This is a genomic window from Clostridium sp. TF11-13AC (assembly GCF_003481065.1).
GTDB lineage: Bacteria > Bacillota > Clostridia > Lachnospirales > Lachnospiraceae > Otoolea > Otoolea fessa.
Genome location: NZ_QUKJ01000006.1, coordinates 165691 through 182999, shown reverse-complemented (window position 1 = coordinate 182999; position 17309 = coordinate 165691). Strand labels below are relative to the sequence as shown.

Sequence of the window (17309 nt, the reverse complement as noted above, 5' to 3'; positions counted from 1 at the left end):
TTTGTCAACAACTTTTTTATTTTATTTTTTGCAACTGAGCTTTCGCTCAACAGCTTGAACATCATATCATAGGCAGTTGTCGTTGTCAACTATTTTTTCTTAATTTTCAAAACATTTTCGCAAATAAGAAAACCTGTGATATTCGATTTTCCCTGCATATGCAGACCAACGTCAAAACACGTTAGAGTTAGAGTTTACCATTTCAGCATTAACTTGTCAAGGGATTTTCACTTGTTTTTTCGCTGACATATTCCATACAGAATCATTGCGCATCCTCGCGAAGCGTTTATCTCAGCCGAAGACCCAACTCCCACTGAGACAAATTTGCTATTACTCGCCACCTAAAGAGGTGGGTGTCTTCTCGACTGAAATAAAAAATTTGGCACACCTAACTCATCACTAAGCAGCGAGAATGCGGTGTGCCGTTTTTCAATATCACAGTTTTTCTCTATACGCTTTTAAATAATCCGTTTCACAACACCCATCAGGATGCTTCCAAGCATATTGTGGTCATACAGCCAGGTCAGCCAGATATTGCTTTCTATCTGGTTCAGGAAAAGTTCACCAATCGCCGTTGCCGAGAACAGTGTAATAAGCAGTGCTGCAATCCAGACGAAAAAGATCCCTTCCGCACCCCCCAGCACGGCACCTGCCAGACGGTTCAGCCCCGATATGATCGGCAGCCGGGAGACCACATTGAGCGATACGGACAGAAGACGCAGTCCGCCGAACACGGCTGCAAACAGCAGAAAAAAACTTATAATATTGATCAGGCTGTTTGCCAGATAACGGCTGACGTAGTGGGTAAAGCTGCTTACACCCAGCGCCTCGTAAACTTCGCTGTTATTATTCTCCAGAAGCGCATCCTTTAACTGTTCCGGAAGCCCCATTTCTTCAATAATACTGCGCTGTACGGATGGCGGCGCCGCGTCAGCTGCCTCATTTTCCGCCTCATCGTCCTTTTGGATAAATTTCGTCACGCTGTCCTCCACCGCCTGATAGACCACCTCATTGCTGCGAAGCAGATTCGCGACAGACGGCGCACCAAAATGAACCACCCCCAGCGACAGCACCAGGGAAACGGCCGAGACTGCCAGGCGGACAAATCCGCGGTAATGCCCGTACAGTACCATGGAAACCAGATAGACTGCCACCACCACGAACAGCCAGTTTTCTTTTATATAAGCACCCATTGTCTGATCGCCTCCGCTACGCCCTCTTCCCGGTTCGAAGCGGCAATCCGGTCTGCGCGTTCCTTTAAAAATGGGGCGCCATTTTCCATCGCTACGCCGATTCCTGCTGCCTCCAGCATGGGCCAGTCGTTTTCGCCGTCTCCAAATGCCATCGTCTCCTCCGCTTCAATCCCCAGATACTGACAGAGATTCCGCAGCCCGCTCCCCTTTGTGATGCCCGCCGCGTTGAGTTCCAGATTCCACGGAAGCGAGGAGGTCACCAGAACCTCCGGCATCGCTTCCAGCTTTGCCCGGACTGCCTGCTTGCTCTCCCGGTCCTTAAAATTTAAATTCATCTTCTGCACCGGGCATTTTTTCTCCCGCAGATACTCCACCATGTCAGTAACTGCCCGGCGCGTCGCCCGGATATAGGCGCATTCACGTTCCGGTATCCCGTATTCTTCCAGCTGTGCCAGCAATCGCGTCTCGCTGACGCCGCCCTCCGATACATACATATCGTAAATAACCGGATGCCGGCGCAGCACCTCAATCACCCGGATCGTCTCTTCCCAGCTCAGGCAGCTTTCCGACACCCAGGTATTTTTCCCGAAATCCCGGACGACCGCCCCATTTGTAAATATGCCATAGTGGACGCCCGGCAGGCTCAAAACCTCCTCTGGCACTGCCGGGAGCGCGCGCCCGGTCGCCGGGACAATCTCAATCCCCCGCTGCGCGCACAGTTCCATCACCTGTCTTGTTTTTTCCGACACGTGCATTTTTTCATTTAACAGTGTCCCATCTAAATCGAGGGCTATTAACCGTGTTCCCATCTTTCTCTCCCGTATCTCTTTTTACTGTCCACTACCAGAAAACGCTGCCGGGAAGCATTCCCCCGCAGCGCTCTCTTTTACTAATTAGTTTTAATTTTAAAATTTCTCGAATTGTTTTAATTAATCAAAGAAATGTTTCTCTTTCAGAATCAGAAGTCCATCCTTATCATATTTCGATGAGAACAGTCCGCTGAAGGATTTCTTCTCCGCCTTATCTGCAGCTTCCTCGATCAAATCTTCGGCACTTGTCTTGGTAAGCGGTTCTCCGTCCTCCTCCATCATCTCAGCGCGCTCGTACAGAGCCAGCATGCTCTTTCCCGAAATACTGCAGTCGATCTCCGATGCATATTTGCAGGCATACTGAACAAACTCCTCAACATCCATATCGCCGGACTTTTTGGACGGTTTCTCTTCCGACTCATCCTCTGGATAATTGGAATACTCGTCGTCCTCGCGTTCGTCTTTATAGCTGTCTTTGTAATCGTCCTTATAATCATCACGATAGCCGTCACGCGCATAATCATCCTCCGGCTCATACTCATCCTTCTCGTAGTGATCTTCTTCGTCTTCATACTCCGGCTCGTCATCGCGTCTTGCCTCTTCCTGACGGCGCAGTTCTTCTCTCTGCCGCTCTGCCAGACGGCGATCTTCCTCCGCTTTACGCGCTTCTTCTGCCTCTTTGGCTGCCAGTGCCTGTGCTTCTGCCTTGGCGCGCTCTTCTTCCTCACGGCGGGCTGCTGCTTCCTGCTGTCTGCGTTTTTCCTCTGCCTCTTTTTCTGCCTGACGGCGGATCTCCGCCTCACGCTCTGCCTGGCGTTTTCTGGCTGCTTCTGCTTCCTGCTGCGCCTGCTGGCGTTTCAGCTCTTCCTCGCGCGCCTGTGCCAGCTTCGCTGCATCGTCTTTCTGGTTTTCACAGCCGATATACTGGAAACGCTCTGCTAATGCCGGATATGCGCGGTGCATCTGCTCTAAACGCGCCTGCGTATCAATCAGAACAACGACCATGCCGGTTTCATCCTGTGTCATCAGTTCTTCCAGCTCTTCCACCGTCAAATCGTCCAGATCGGCTGCATGCTCGACCACCAGATCCTTGCCTGCCAGGCGCTCCGCCACCGATGCGATGCCGCGATGGGAAAGGTTTGCGCCGCTGATCTTGGCAACCGGATGCTTGGTCCCCAGCTCGCGGTGAATCTTTTTCAGGGAATCAAGTGCCATCGCAAGACCGGCTGCCGGATCTTCCGCCTCGATCATCAGATGATTCGATTCCTTGATCTCCTCTTCTTCCTCTTCCGGTTCGAAATCCCAGTCTTCCACTATGGTTTCCTCTTCCTCTTCAAATTCATGAATCGGAGCTTCCTCGCTCTTTTCCTCTGCCTCTGCCGGCTCTAGGTCGCGGAGATTCCTGAAAACACGTGTCTCCCCTTCGGATGCGCCCTCTTCCTCATCGTAAGGCTTGATCTTGGACACTTCTTTTGCCAGCGCTTCTTCCGCCTGTGCTTCATGAAGGCTTGCTACTACATTCTCGTCCAGCGCAGCCTTTTCTACTTTCTCGTCCGCCGGTTTTGTCTCAGCTTTCGGTTTTCCAGCCTTCTCTTCTGGCTCTGCCTGCTCCGGCTGTCCCTCCGGCTCATTCTCCGGTTCGTCGTCCAGCTCTGCCTCCGGCTCATCCGTATCCAGATACTCTCCTTCCGGCTCCGGCTTGCGGTATGTACCGTTCTTGTACTCTTCTTCCACCGCACGCAGCTTCTCTTCGTACTTCTCGCGGTTTTCTACCAGATCCATCTGATATTTTGTCAGCGGCGCATACTGAAGTTTCAGTTCCATTGCCTTGTCCACATATTTGCCAAGACCGAACATCAGCATGATCTTGTCGCAGATCCGCACACAGTCGTCCGCCTGGTTCGCCTGATGATAAAGCTCTGCCAGGTGGTACAGCCATTTCTCATCCAGCTCTTCCTGACAATATCTCTCCAGAGAATTGATCTGCTGCTCTAACGGCGCATCCTTCGCCTCCAGAATCAGGAAACGAAGCAGGTACTGGCGCGGGTCATCGCCGGACAGCTCACAGAACTCCCGGTAATATGCCTCTGCCTCCTGAATATTATTTTCACGCAGTGCAAGGTCGGTCAGCTTATATAAAAGCCCCTTTCCAAGCGGCGCTCTCTCATATGCCAGCAATAAAATATCCTTAGCATCCTGATACTCTGCATTTTTCTCATAAATCTGGGAAATCATCGTAAGCAGGCTGGTGCTGCGTACACGACGCCAGTCGATGGTATCGGCGATCTTCATCGCCGTCTCGAAATCTCCCTTGTTAACCAGTTTCTTAATCTGCTCTACCTTGATGTTAAACTCGTATTTATCCATCTTATGCATCTCCTAACTTCCTGCCGCGGCAGAAGTTTTATTGTTACTGTTCACGCATACGTGCCCAGTAACGTTTTATTTGCTCACCGGCTACAGCTCTGTACGCCCATCCAGCGCGCGCAGAAGCGTTACCTCATCAATATATTCCAAGTCGCCCCCGACCGGAACGCCGCTGGCGATTCGCGTCACCCGGATCCCTGTCGGCTTAATCAGCTTGCTCAAATACATCGCGGTCGTCTCGCCCTCCAGGCTTGAGTTGGTTGCGATAATGACCTCACGAACCTCCTCTTTCTGCAGGCGAGTCATCAGCTCCTTGAGCCGGATGTCGCCCGGCCCGATCCCCAGCATCGGGGAGATCGCCCCATGCAGCACATGATAGACCCCGTTGTATTTTCCTGTCTTTTCATATGCCGCCAGATCGCGCGTATTTTCCACCACCATGATCGTCTCATGATCTCGCCGGTCGCTGCTGCAGATCGGGCACAGTTCCTTATCAGTCAATGTGCAGCACTCCTTGCAGTAACGCACATTCTGCTTGGCTTCCAGAATCGCGCCGGACAAGTGCCTGACCTGTTCTTCCGGCATATTGATGATATGAAATGCAAGACGCTGCGCCGATTTACTTCCGATTCCGGGAAGTTTTGACAATTCTTCGATTAGCTTGCTAATCTGACTGCTGTAATAATCCATCGCTTAAAACGGGAATCCGCCTCCCAGACCGCCAAGGCCACCGGTCAACTGGGACATCATCTGGCTGCTGTCCTCTTCCGCCTGACGGAATGCCTCGTTGGTCGCCGCCACGATCAGATCCTCTAACATCTCGATATCATCCGGATCCACTACTTCCTCAGACAATTTCACGGAAAGAACCTCTTTTTTACCTGATACGGTTACGGTTACAGCGCCGCCGCCTGCGGATGCGCTGTACTGCTTCTCCTCCAGCTCTTTCTGCTTCTCTTCCATCTGGCGCTGCATTCTCTGCGCCTGCTTCATTAAATTGTTCATATTGCCCGGCATACCGCCTGGGAAACCGCCACGTTTTGCCATGGTGTCATTCCTCTCTTTCACTTCTTTTTATTTATATTCAGACTGGCTGCCGATTGCAGCCGGTTCTATATATCATATAAACCCACTAATATCATTTATCTGCATTTAATCACAGCTTCTTGCATTACAAAACAAGGCTCATCTTTGGCAAGCTCCACTACACGGAATCATCCTCTTCGAAAATCACATCGGTATGGATTGCGTTCTTTAAATCCTCATCACTGACATAAACCGTTCTTTGCGGCACAGCAGATGATTCTAAACGGACTTTAAATTGCAGAGTCTTTTTGTATTTTTCTTGCACTACTTCCTGCAAATTCTTAAGCTCAGGCTCCCGATTGATAATTCCAAACGTATTTTCATCTGTACACACAATGCAAAGGCAGCCTTCGCCCGCCGGTTCTACACTTGTCTTGGGAAGACTGAGTCTAATCGAACCCACAAGCTGGCTCAGGGACGCAATCCGTCCCCATTCTTTCCGCATCAGCATCAGATCTTCGTACTGTGCCGGTGGAAGGGATACCTTCTTCGGCTCAGGCGGCGTTTCCACCACAGCCGTTTTGGAGGATGCCGCCTGCCCCGCTGCCGGTGCAAGGGACGCCAGTTTCTGTAGATTGTCCGGCATTTCCTGCATTTTCTGCTCTAATAGCGTAATCCGCTGTAAAATGGAATCAAGATTTTGTTCCATCGACGGCGTCGTCAGCTTGATAAAGGCAATCTCCACCAGAATCCGCTTCTGTGACGCGTAGCGCAGCTGCCCGGAAAGTTCCGAGAAAATACGGATGTAACGCATCAGCGTTTCCGTATCAACGCCTGCCGCCTCTTCCTTTAAAACTGCCAGATTTTCCTCCGACATATCGAGCATATCGCCCGGTTCGTCGGTCGTCTTGGCAATCAGGAGATTTCGCATATACCAGACGAAATCGTTGACAAGCTGCGAAAGATCGCGCCCCTGGATGATCATTTCCTCAATCTCACGGATGCACGCCTTCGTATCACTTGCAAGCACCGCCTGAAACAGCTTGCTGAACACGCGGTTATCGACCGCGCCCAACACCTCGAGCACATTGTCATACGTCAGCTTTTCCCCGAAATGGAACGCCACGCACTGATCGAGAAGACTTAACGCATCTCGCATCGAGCCATCCGCCGCACGTGCCACATACCTAAGTGCCCGATCGTCTACATCGATCTGCTCCGCCTGCGTCAGCTCCGCCAGCCGTCCCGCGATGGTATCGATCGAGATCCGCTTGAAATCATATCTCTGGCACCGGGACAGGATCGTGATCGGGATCTTGTGGACCTCCGTCGTCGCCAAGATAAATATAACGTAGGACGGCGGTTCTTCCAGCGTCTTTAAGAGCGCATTGAACGCGCCGATCGAAAGCATATGAACCTCGTCAATGATGTAGACGCGGTAGCGCCCATCCGTCGGCGGGTACTGCACCTGCTCCCGGATATCACGGATATTTTCCACACCATTGTTGGATGCCGCATCGATCTCCACCACATTGAGGGAAGCTCCTTCCGCAATCTGGCGGCACATACTGCACTCGCCGCAGGGGCTGCCGTCCACCGGATGCTCACAGTTGACTGCCCGTGCAAAGATCTTGGCAATACTCGTCTTACCGGTTCCGCGCGTCCCACAGAAGAGGTACGCGTGCCCGATCCGCCCGGAGTTGATCTGATTTTTCAGGGTCTTTACGATATGGTCCTGACCCCGGACCTCTTCAAAGGACGTCGGACGCCATTTTCTGTACAGTGCTGTATATGACATAAACTACTACTTCCTTACTATTCGTCGCCGAAGCTGATGCCTACATCCTTAGCTTCCCGGATAATATCGCTCTTCGGATCGACCATCTTTAATTTACCGGCAATGTCCGCAAGCGGAATTTTTTCAATCTTATTGTTGTTTAAAGCGACCATATAGCCGTATTCTTTGCGGCGGATCATCTCTGCTGCCTCCGCGCCGAGGCGCGTCGCAATCACGCGGTCATACGGGCATGGCTCGCCTCCGCGCTGCATATGCCCCGGAACCGTCACACGGATCTCCTGCCCCGTCCGCTCGGAAATCTGGGCGCCCAGCTCGTAAGCGACCGACGGATAAACCGGTCCATTTTTCTTCTTTTCTTTTAATTCTTTCTTGGTCAGGGCTGCATTTTCCTTGGAAATCGCGCCCTCTGCGACCGCCAAAATCGTGAAATTCTTGCCATTTTTAGTACGGCTGCGGATCGCATTTACCACCACATCAATATCATACGGGATCTCCGGCAGGAGAATGATGTCAGCTCCGCCCGCGATGCCTGCATAGAGCGCCAGCCATCCCACCTTGTGGCCCATGATCTCCACGATGAAGACTCTGCCATGAGACGCCGCCGTCGTATGAATACAGTCGATGGCATTGGTCGCTACATCAACCGCACTATGGAATCCAAACGTAAGATCGCTGCCCCAGAGATCATTGTCTATGGTCTTCGGAAGAGAAACGATATTGAGTCCTTCCTCCCGCAGCAGATTTGCCGTCTTCTGGCTGCCGTTGCCGCCTAAAATGACGAGACATTCCAGTTTCAGCTTGTAATAGGTGTGTTTCATCGCTTCCACTTTATCCAGACCGTTCTCGTCCGGCATCCGCATCAGCTTGAAAGGCTGTCTGGAAGTTCCCAGAATCGTACCTCCGCGTGTCAGAATCCCGGAAAAATCCGACTGTTTCATAATCCGGTAGTCTGCATACATAAGACCTTTATAGCCGTCTTCAAATCCAACTATCTCTATGTCATCGAACATCTTGTACAGCGATTTTGCCACGCCTCGCATCGTCGCATTTAAGCTCTGGCAGTCGCCACCGCTGGTTAACATACCGATTCTTCTCATGAGCGCTTTCCCTTTCTTCATAACCGTCCAGTACCTTCACAGTTACCCTTATTCTAAGTTTCCAACAACCCCCATATCAGGATAAACTACACCCATTTTGTAATTATAATACAATCATATCCCGCGGGCAAGAAAAAATTCCTTACAAATATCATAGACATAAAAATACCGGGATACGCGCTTTTAATCTGCTCCGGCACGGTATTCCTACCCCTTGGCAAATCAAATTCCACATATCCCGGCTATATTCACACACCTGCAAAAATGCTTGTTTCTGCATCTATTTTCTTATAAAAAAAATCCGCACGCCCGGCTTCGAACGTATGCCATGGACGTTACCCTGACAGTTAACTCGGTCCAGGCTGCCTTGCGGCACACAGAAGGTTCTGCTTAGTGCTGCTGCATTCCTGCCCTGACACGGTTCACAGATTTCTGTTGCGCAAGACCCAGACTTCAACGCCACTTTTCAGGGGCAGCCCCACAGTAAAAACGCCCTCGGTCGGACAACACCCCTGCTATAGCGGATTGCAGGTACAGGGCACCGCTAACTCCCCGGCTGTGCGGAAACTTTATGACTTGGTCTTATATGACGGAATGACCTGCAGACCGTCAGCCTGTTTAGTATACATGGCAGCCGCCGTTTTGTCAAGCCGGAGCTTGACTAACAAGCATTGTATAAAAATACATTTTATTGTTTTTTTATCATTTTTTATCCCAGAATCTTGCAACAGAAGAAAGAAATCATTATAATAGGTATAAATCTAGCGACTGCAAAAAGTCAAACAGTTACTAAATCATAAAATTCTGTAAGATTGGAGCAACGATTATGGAAAAGAAAAATATCGACTGGAGCAACATCGGTTTCGGCTATATGCCAACGGATTACCGCTATGTTTCCATGTACCAGAATGGTTCCTGGGACGAAGGCGTCCTTACCTCCGACCCGAATATTACCCTGAATGAATGCGCCTGTGTTCTGCAGTATGCACAGACTTGCTTCGAGGGTCTGAAAGCGTATACGACCGAGGACGGCCATATCGTTACGTTCCGTCCTGACTTAAACGGCGAGCGTATGGAGAATTCCGCAAAAGGTCTTGAAATGCCGCCATTCCCAAAGGAGCGCTTCGTAGACGCCATCACAAAAGTAGTAGAAGCCAACGCAGCATTCGTACCGCCGTATGGTTCCGGTGCAACCCTGTACATCCGCCCGTATATGTTCGGTTATGATTCCATCATCGGCGTTAAACCGGCAAACATCTATCAGTTCCGCGTATTCTGTACACCGGTTGGCCCGTACTTCAAGGGCGGCGCTAAACCGATCACCATCCGCGTCAGCGATTTCGACCGTGCAGCACCTCACGGAACCGGTCACATCAAAGCCGGATTAAACTACGCGATGAGCCTGCATGCGATCGTCGATGCTCATAAGAACGGTTTCGATGAGAACATCTACCTGGATCCGCAGACACGTACCAAGATCGAGGAGACCGGCGGCGCAAACGTTATCTTTATCACCAAAGACGGCAAGCTGGTAACTCCGAAGTCCAACAGCATCCTTCCGTCTATCACACGCCGTTCCATCCTGCAGGTTGCAAGAGATTACCTTGGCATGGAGACCGAAGAGCGTGAAGTATACTTAGACGAAGTAAAAGATTTCGCAGAGTGCGGCCTGTGCGGTACCGCAGCTGTTATCTCTCCGGTTGGCAAGATCGTTGACCACGGCAAGGAAATCTGCTTCCCGGCAGGTATGGAGAAGATGGGTCCGGTTACCCAGAAACTCTACGAGACACTGACCGGCATCCAGATGGGTCACATCAAAGCTCCGGAGGGCTGGATCCACGTAATCAAATAAGGACTGTATTTTTCGGTTTGAATGGGAAATATGGAATGCAAAAAGCTGGTGGAAATCATTCACCAGCTTTTTCTTCTTTCTTCTTTTTTCTCTTTTCACGCAATTCTTTGAAAAATTCTTTCAACATCATCGAACATTCCTCGCCCAAAAGTCCTTCTTCTGTCTCCACCTGATGATTGAATCCTTTTTCATCCAGAAGATTCAGTACCGAACCGGCGCAACCGGCTTTCGGGTTCATGGAACCGATGTAAACTTTTGGAATCCGCGCCTGCACGATCGCCCCTGCACACATCGGGCACGGTTCCAGCGTCACGTACAGCTCGCATTCTTCCAGGCGCCAGTCGCCCATGCGCTTGCACGCTTTTTTGATTGCCGCGATCTCCGCATGTGCCAGCGCGCTATGATCGACCATCCGGCGGTTGTAACCCCTGCCGATGATTTTGTCCTCATACACGATCACGCAGCCGATCGGCACTTCTCCGAGCGCCCAGGCTTTCTTCGCCTCGCGGATCGCCGCTTTCATATATTTCTCTTCCCGTGTCAATTTTGTTGCCACTGTTTTTTCCTCTTTCTTGTTTTATATATTTCTATCTTTTTCCTCCGTCCAACAACAGACATCCTTATCCCAGTTTCCCGGCAAGTTTGCTCCGCTGCCAATCAAACACCTGAAAGCATTTGACCTCTATCCATCCTACCCAGAAAAGCTATCCTTTGTCAAGAGTTCTGTAAAAGGAGCGACCGGCTTTTATGTAAAATTCAAATCCGTATACCAATACCCGAACCGGCTGTCGCGCGGCGGCTGGCGGGTGGAACGGACAAAGCGGTCAAAGCCGAACATCGCCGCCATATATTTTTCATTGTTTCCATAATGTCCCGGCACGCCCAGAATGTAGCGCCCCCGTTCGCCGGGTTTCCCCAGTCTCGCCAGAATCAGATATCGGTAGTTGTAGTAACCGTGCAGAAGAAAGCTGTTATTTCCATACACCCAGTTTTCCCGCGGCAGAAGCCCGATATCCTGCGGTTTGATTACCAGAATCTCGCAGCCGTCGGCGCATTCGAAGGCGGTTACTTTGGGATAGGCAGCACGCAGACGGTTCCAGAGGGACTCGGCGGGATCTTCTTTCGGAAATTCCTTGGATGAATCTGGTTGCGGTTGTTTTTGATTTTGAGAGCCTGGCTGAAATGCTTCTTGATGGTCTGGTGGAGAATCTGGAAGCGCCTCTTTCCGGACTTCCCGGGTGGATTCTTGAGAATCTTTCCGCCGTGCTTCTGTCTGTGCTTCCTGATAGGATTCCTGAAAACTTTCCTTCGGTGTCTCCGTTTGCACTTCTTGAGTGGATTCCTGAAAACTTTCTTGCGGTGTTTCCGTTTGCGTTTCCTGAACAACTTCTGCCTCTTGATGATCGGATGTTTCTGAGATATCTGGAACCGCTTCCATGGTTTCCGTGTCCTCGAAAATCTCCAGGTTTGAATCCTCCAGCTTTTCTGGCTGGGGCTGGCTGATTCCGAAGTCCGTTTCGTTTATATTCACAGCTTCTTTCTTCTCTGTCTCCGTGGATGTGTCCTGACTCTCCATTTCTCCCGACCGGGTAAGTTCTGACGCCTCATCCAATTTTTCTTTCCCTACAGACGCGCTGTTCACTTCCCCAGATACATTCTCTGCCAGTTTCCGCGTTGCCTCTTCCTTCTCCGCTTCCTGCTCCCGCACTTTCTCAGCAGTCACATCCGCCAGCTCAACCTCTGCCGCATGCGCGACGGCATCTTCCCAGATCGTCGTATAGGCACGCCATGCGCTGTCCGTCTCATGAAGAGTCAGACCACAGCACTCTTCCATATTGCAGCCGCTTCCTTCAATATTTTCACAATTGACGACGGCACGGAACTCCCCATTTCCGCCACGGACAAACAGGGTGCCGATACGGATCTCCTCCTGCCCTGCCAAAAGGTATACGCCGATCGGGCTGCCGCCCGCAAAGACACGGCGGACGCTGACCTGAATCCGGCAGGAAGTTCCCCGCGTCTCCAATTTCGCAAATCCCGTATTTTTCCCTTTGATTCCGCCCTCGTATGCATAGATATATGATATTAACCGATGATATGCAGACATGTTTTCACTCCTTTGCTTTGTATTATATGCAAAAGAAGCGCCGGTTTATGACAGGATTTCTATATCCTGATATAAACCAACGCTGCAAATACGTCCGTATAACGCAAAATCGGGAACAGTTAAAAACTGTTCCCGATACTGCCGGCGACCGGAATCGAACCGGTACGAAGTTTAACCCTCGCAGGATTTTAAGTCCTGTGCGTCTGCCAGTTCCGCCACGCCGGCATCATGATTACTCATGACTGGCACAAAGCCAAATGGATGGAGGTGGATTCGAACCACCGAAGCGAGACGCAACAGATTTACAGTCTGCCCCCTTTGGCCACTCGGGAACCCATCCAAAATTGCTCTGACAGTTGAAGATTATAACATGGCTGTCTCAAAAAAGCAAGTGTTTTTATATATTTTATTTAATATTTTTATTTCCATTTTTTCCTGCTTTTGATTCTTCTCGCTCAACTGCCAGAAATCATATATCTTGTCGAAGCCACATTTCCTACAATGCCGTATCCTTTCCCGTCAAAACGATACTTCCGACCGGTGGGATTTTCACCTCGATATAGCCGTCCTTTATCTCATGTTCAACCTGTCCGGCGTTGTAACCGTCCTCATAGGTCATCATTTCCCGGCGCAGGACCGCCCCGTCGCGCGCCCCGATCTGCCAGACCGGAATCTTGAGCGTCAGCCAGTCATCACCTGTATTGACCGCCGTCACGCCGCAGCACGCGCCGCCAGCTCTCTGAGCACTCTGAAAACGTCCATAGGCAATATAGCCATCTCCCGCCGCCAGCGCTTTCAGGGAACCATTTCTAAATGCCGGACAGCGTTTCCGGATGCCGCTCATGTAGCGGTGGAACTCGATCAGCTCCAGGTTTTCCCCGCCCCACGGGTACGTCCGGCGGCTGTCCGGATCGGTCCATCCACAGACGCCCGCTTCGTCGCCGTAATAGATCGTCGGTGCGCCCGGCCAGGTCATCTGCATGACAACACCCTGGCGGAAAATGCCATAGCTGATGCCTTCCTCCGCTGCTTTTGCACCTGCCGACGCAAGACGGCCCACCCGGCGGTTTGTCCGCGTCATAAAGCGGGAGTGATCGTGGTTGGACAGCTCGTTCATCGCACACTGCACGGAAGCCGTCGGCATTTCACTCATATGGTAGCGCATCGCCTCAAAAAAGGCGCATCCATCCCCAAACAGCGCCGGATTTTCTTCGTCACTGTGCTTCTCCATCCCGGTCAAAAACCATGACAGCGGCTCCATAAATGCATCATAATTCATGACCGTATCCCATTGATCGCCCTTCAGCCAGTCATACGGGCTGCCGTAATGTTCCGCGATCATGACCGCCTCCGGATTTGCCTCCTTGACTGCCGCGCGGAAATCACGCCAGAACTGATGGTTCATCCCGGCACTCCGCCCCAGATCTGCCGCCACATCCAGCCGCCAGCCATCTGCTCCAAACGGCGCCGACACCCATTTTTTCGCAATCCCCAGAATGTACTGGTACAATTCCGGCGATTCCTCGTAATTAAGCTTCGGAAGCGTCGCGTGTCCCCACCAGCCGTCGTAGCTGTCATTGAACGGCCAGGCATTTTCATTGTGGAACTGGAAAAAATAGCGGTACGGGCTGTCCTCCGAGACATATGCCCCCTGCGGATAGCCGCCCGCGTGCTGGTACAGAAGTTCCGCATCCAGCCATTTATTGAAAGAACCACAATGGTTGAACACACCGTCCACCAGCACCCGGATTCCCCGCTTGTGCGCTTCCTCAATCAGGCGGGCAAAAAAGGCATCGCTCGCCTCCAGGTTCTGCTCATCCGCCGTCCGCGTCATATATTTATGTGCGCGGTCATTGTCCGTATCTTCCGGGCACACCAGTCCGTCTGCGTCCTCCAGAATCACTCCATAATGCGGATCGATATGGTCGTAGTCCTGACAGTCATACTTATGGTTCGACGGTGATACAAATACCGGATTTAAGTAGATTGCTTCTATCTTGAGACTCTTTAAATAATCAAGTTTATCTAAAACACCCTGCAGATCACCGCCGTAAAACCGTCCCACATCGAATGTACTGATCGGTTCCTTCCAGTCCGTCACCCGGGTGACCGGCTTTTTCAGATAAATATATTCATTGGTTTCCGTATCGTTTGTAGGATCGCCGTTGCAAAACCGATCCACATAGATCTGATACATCAGCGCGCCCTTGATCCACTCCGGCACATAAAATCCCGGAATCAGGCGGAACGGGTGCGCCGCCGCATCCTCTGTCAGCCCGATCCGGTTGTAAAGACAGACGTTCTCGCCCCAGGTCACCTGAAATACATACGAAAATGTTTTCGTTCCCAGAGTCAGCGCACAGCTGTAGTAATCAAAACGGCTGTCTGACTTGTCAGCCATACCGCTACCATCTATGCCTCGATTTGTATCTGCACCGTTCCCAACGCTGCCAGCACAGCACTCCCACGAAAGCCGTTTCATCTGCCACTCCTGCAAAAGCGCCCCGGTCTCCGGGTCATATTCCAGCAGTACAACCGCATCTGCTCCATTTTTCTCTGTTCTGAAATAAAATGTAACGACTTCACCCGCATCTGCCTCCGAAGGACAACGGTAATCCTCTGTCTCATCGCAAAAGAGCGCGTCGCGATTGATCTGCTCCATCTGTTTCCCTTTCCAGCGGTTTCACCGCTTTCACAATCATGTTATTTTCTGCCCATATTTTACAGGATTTCCCCAAATTACACAAGTTATTTTCACACCCCTAATTTTAGGTAATAAAAAAGAATGTGCCTTGGCACATTCGGGCGTCTCGCGCGGTCGCTTGCGACATGTTTCTGCTTCGCGCGAGTGTGCATCCTCGCGGAGCATTTTTTGTTTCATAGGACGTAATTTCCTATGAAATAAAAAAGGTCAGCGGGGTAGCTGACCTTTTTAGGAGAAGGTATTTCGTTTTATGGGGTGTAGCAAAAACTATATAATGTATTGGGGGGGTTACGTCTATTATAATAGCATAGGAGCGGAAATAAGTGTGCACAAACATCGTTTTATTTCAATTTCTTTTTTGTGCAAATCAACACTCTCTCCGGAAATGTCCAGCAAAATCCGCCTGAAATTTGCATAAAAGAAGGTACCGCCACTGCCATTTCCATCTATCCGATGGCTGTCCGGGATGTTTCCCGCACATTCTGGCAGCTGACTGGCACCTTTTTTCAGGCTTATTTCCAGACCTGTTTCATGCTTTGAACTTTTTATGCTTCTGTCACCGGAGTTTCAGCTTCCCCTGACGGCTTTTCTCCATCCTGGAACAGCGCTTCAAACTCAGCCTGACCGATCTTCTCCTTCTCCATCAGCAGGGCACAGCAGGAATGAAGGACATCCTCGTGGTCGAGAATGATCCGTTTTGCCTTGGCGTAGCACTCATCGATGATGCGCTTTACCTCGCTGTCGATCTCGCTCGCCACTTCCTCGCTGTAGGTTCTCGTATGCGCCAGGTCGCGGCCAATAAAGACCTCGTTGTTGTCGCCGCCGTAGTTGATCATGCCCAGTTTCTCTGACATACCATACTCGGTTACCATCGCGCGCGCCATCGAGGTCGCCTGCTTGATATCTTGGGAAGCGCCGGTCGTGATGTCGTCAAAGATAATCTCCTCGGCGATTCGTCCGCCCAGCGAAACCATGATATTTTGAAGCATTCTGCCCTTCGTCATATGAAGCTCATCCTGCTCTGGAAGCGGCATCGTATAGCCTGCCGCACCAACGCCGGTCGGAATGATCGAAACGGTATGAACCGGTCCCACATCCGGGAGGACATGGAACAGAATCGCATGACCTGCCTCATGGTATGCGGTAATCTTCTTATCTTTCTCGGAAATCACCTTGCTGCGCTTCTCAGCGCCAATTCCCACTTTAATAAAGGCTTTCTCAATATCCGTCTGGGTCAGAAACTTACGTCCCTCTTTTGCGGTATTGATCGCCGCCTCATTCATCAGGTTTTCCAGATCGGCTCCGGTAAATCCGGCGGTTGTCTGCGCGATGCGGTGTAAATCCACATCCTCGCCCAGCGGTTTTTCCTTCGTATGGACGCCGAGAATCTCCTCGCGTCCCTTGACGTCCGGTCGTCCGACTGCCACCTTTCGGTCAAATCTGCCCGGCCGCAGAATCGCCGGGTCGAGAATATCCACGCGGTTCGTCGCCGCCATGACGATGATGCCCTCATTGACTCCGAAACCATCCATCTCAACCAAGAGCTGGTTGAGCGTCTGCTCTCGCTCGTCGTGACCGCCGCCCATGCCGGTACCACGCTGTCTGGCAACCGCATCGATCTCATCGATAAAGACAATACACGGGGCATTTTTCTTGGCTTCCTCAAACAAGTCGCGGACACGGGATGCGCCGACACCGACGAACATTTCAACAAAATCCGAACCGGAAATCGAGAAGAACGGAACGCCTGCCTCACCCGCCACCGCTTTGGCAAGCAGGGTTTTACCGGTTCCTGGAGGTCCGACTAAGATCACGCCCTTCGGGATGCGCGCCCCGACGCCGGTGTATTTCTGCGGATTTTTCAGGAAATCTACGATCTCCTCCAGTTCCTCTTTCTCCTCTTCCAGACCGGCAACTTTGGTAAAGTTGACCTTGCTGGTCGATACCATCCGGGCACGGCTGCGTCCAAAATTCATCATCTTGGCATTTGCCCCGCCGCCGGAACGGGAATTGATAAACATAAACAGGAAGATCAGGACGCCTGCGGACAAAGCGATCGGCAAGATCACCGTCATAAAATAGCTATCCTGGCGGACGCTGGTGGTCGTGTACGGAACCCCCGCCTTGCGCAGCGCCATCTCTACTTCCTTCACATCCAGCACATTGAATTCCTCCCGGTCGCCGGAGGTTGTCTCAAAAACAACCTCACCGGTCGGCACCTCGCGGTTCGGGCGGATCTGTGCGCTCTCTACGGTCTTATTCTCCAGATATACCATGAACTCCGGATAGCTTAATTCCCGCTCCGTCGCCATTCCAGGGACTTTCAACGAGAAAAACATGATAACGAGCAGCATGA

12 protein-coding genes, 2 tRNA genes and 1 other RNA gene are annotated in these 17309 nt (G+C 51.2%); 1 reads left to right on the top strand and 14 read right to left on the bottom strand.

Features of this window, described 5'->3' with window-relative positions; all coding sequences use genetic code 11:
- Positions 1 to 458 precede the first annotated feature (458 nt).
- From DXD12_RS12430 to ffs, 8 genes are all read right to left on the bottom strand, one after another.
- Positions 459 to 1193: a CvpA family protein gene (locus DXD12_RS12430; RefSeq protein WP_118638449.1), complete on the bottom strand. Its 735-nt coding sequence runs from the start codon at positions 1191 to 1193 to the stop codon at positions 459 to 461.
- Positions 1178 to 2002: a Cof-type HAD-IIB family hydrolase gene (locus DXD12_RS12425; RefSeq protein WP_118473065.1), complete on the bottom strand. Its 825-nt coding sequence runs from the start codon at positions 2000 to 2002 to the stop codon at positions 1178 to 1180. Before DXD12_RS12425 ends, DXD12_RS12430 begins: the two co-directional genes overlap by 16 nt.
- A gap of 120 nt (positions 2003 to 2122) precedes the next feature.
- Positions 2123 to 4369: a hypothetical protein gene (locus tag DXD12_RS12420; protein ID WP_117796669.1), complete on the bottom strand. Its 2247-nt coding sequence runs from the start codon at positions 4367 to 4369 to the stop codon at positions 2123 to 2125.
- 90 nt (positions 4370 to 4459) lie between these two features.
- Entirely contained in the window at positions 4460 to 5059 is a 600-nt protein-coding gene (gene recR / locus DXD12_RS12415) for a recombination mediator RecR (RefSeq protein ID WP_022359051.1), read from the bottom strand.
- 3 nt (positions 5060 to 5062) lie between these two features.
- On the bottom strand, positions 5063 to 5416 hold the full coding sequence (locus DXD12_RS12410) for a YbaB/EbfC family nucleoid-associated protein (protein ID WP_022359050.1): 354 nt from the start codon (positions 5414 to 5416) through the stop codon (positions 5063 to 5065).
- Positions 5417 to 5573: 157 nt separating this feature from the next.
- Complete coding sequence (gene dnaX, locus DXD12_RS12405) at positions 5574 to 7193, bottom strand: DNA polymerase III subunit gamma/tau (protein ID WP_118638448.1); 1620 nt, start codon at positions 7191 to 7193, stop codon at positions 5574 to 5576.
- A 17-nt stretch (positions 7194 to 7210) separates the two neighbouring features.
- On the bottom strand, positions 7211 to 8290 hold the full coding sequence (locus DXD12_RS12400) for an ATP-dependent 6-phosphofructokinase (RefSeq protein ID WP_118473071.1): 1080 nt from the start codon (positions 8288 to 8290) through the stop codon (positions 7211 to 7213).
- 301 nt (positions 8291 to 8591) lie between these two features.
- An RNA gene (gene ffs, locus DXD12_RS12395) (signal recognition particle sRNA large type) lies at positions 8592 to 8854 on the bottom strand.
- A 262-nt stretch (positions 8855 to 9116) separates the two neighbouring features.
- On the opposite strand from ffs, the gene DXD12_RS12390 reads away from it, so the two are divergent.
- Positions 9117 to 10142, top strand: a complete 1026-nt coding sequence (locus DXD12_RS12390; protein WP_118293773.1) for a branched-chain amino acid aminotransferase — start codon at positions 9117 to 9119, stop codon at positions 10140 to 10142.
- 55 nt (positions 10143 to 10197) lie between these two features.
- Here DXD12_RS12390 and tadA read toward each other — a convergent pair whose 3' ends face one another.
- From tadA to ftsH, 6 genes are all read right to left on the bottom strand, one after another.
- A complete protein-coding gene (gene tadA / locus DXD12_RS12385) occupies positions 10198 to 10686 on the bottom strand; it encodes a tRNA adenosine(34) deaminase TadA (protein WP_117796687.1) in 489 nt (162 codons plus the stop codon).
- 201 nt (positions 10687 to 10887) lie between these two features.
- Positions 10888 to 12249, bottom strand: coding sequence for a DUF6128 domain-containing protein (locus tag DXD12_RS12380; RefSeq protein WP_118638447.1), 1362 nt, complete (start codon positions 12247 to 12249; stop codon positions 10888 to 10890).
- Positions 12250 to 12388: 139 nt separating this feature from the next.
- Positions 12389 to 12474 (bottom strand) — tRNA-Leu (locus DXD12_RS12375).
- Positions 12475 to 12507: 33 nt separating this feature from the next.
- Positions 12508 to 12589: transfer RNA gene (locus DXD12_RS12370), tRNA-Tyr, on the bottom strand.
- Between the two features lie 156 nt (positions 12590 to 12745).
- A complete protein-coding gene (locus DXD12_RS12365) occupies positions 12746 to 14911 on the bottom strand; it encodes a glycoside hydrolase family 13 protein (RefSeq protein WP_118638446.1) in 2166 nt (721 codons plus the stop codon).
- 587 nt (positions 14912 to 15498) lie between these two features.
- The gene (ftsH, locus tag DXD12_RS12360) at positions 15499 to 17307 is read right to left on the bottom strand and encodes an ATP-dependent zinc metalloprotease FtsH (protein WP_333549125.1); all 1809 of its coding nucleotides are present in this window, start codon (positions 17305 to 17307) and stop codon (positions 15499 to 15501) included.
- Between the last annotated feature and the right edge of the window lie 2 nt (positions 17308 to 17309).

What these genes read in the sequence shown, in the direction of transcription:
- DXD12_RS12430 (WP_118638449.1), bottom strand. Translation starts at nt 1,193, where the DNA reads ATGGGTGCTTATATAAAAGAAAACTGGCTGTTCGTGGTGGTGGCAGTC.
- DXD12_RS12425 (WP_118473065.1), bottom strand. Translation starts at nt 2,002, where the DNA reads ATGGGAACACGGTTAATAGCCCTCGATTTAGATGGGACACTGTTAAAT.
- DXD12_RS12420 (WP_117796669.1), bottom strand. Translation starts at nt 4,369, where the DNA reads ATGGATAAATACGAGTTTAACATCAAGGTAGAGCAGATTAAGAAACTG.
- recR (WP_022359051.1), bottom strand. Translation starts at nt 5,059, where the DNA reads ATGGATTATTACAGCAGTCAGATTAGCAAGCTAATCGAAGAATTGTCA.
- DXD12_RS12410 (WP_022359050.1), bottom strand. Translation starts at nt 5,416, where the DNA reads ATGGCAAAACGTGGCGGTTTCCCAGGCGGTATGCCGGGCAATATGAAC.
- dnaX (WP_118638448.1), bottom strand. Translation starts at nt 7,193, where the DNA reads ATGTCATATACAGCACTGTACAGAAAATGGCGTCCGACGTCCTTTGAA.
- DXD12_RS12400 (WP_118473071.1), bottom strand. Translation starts at nt 8,290, where the DNA reads ATGAGAAGAATCGGTATGTTAACCAGCGGTGGCGACTGCCAGAGCTTA.
- DXD12_RS12390 (WP_118293773.1), top strand. Translation starts at nt 9,117, where the DNA reads ATGGAAAAGAAAAATATCGACTGGAGCAACATCGGTTTCGGCTATATG.
- DXD12_RS12380 (WP_118638447.1), bottom strand. Translation starts at nt 12,249, where the DNA reads ATGTCTGCATATCATCGGTTAATATCATATATCTATGCATACGAGGGC.
- DXD12_RS12365 (WP_118638446.1), bottom strand. Translation starts at nt 14,911, where the DNA reads ATGGAGCAGATCAATCGCGACGCGCTCTTTTGCGATGAGACAGAGGAT.
- ftsH (WP_333549125.1), bottom strand. Translation starts at nt 17,307, where the DNA reads ATGCTGCTCGTTATCATGTTTTTCTCGTTGAAAGTCCCTGGAATGGCG.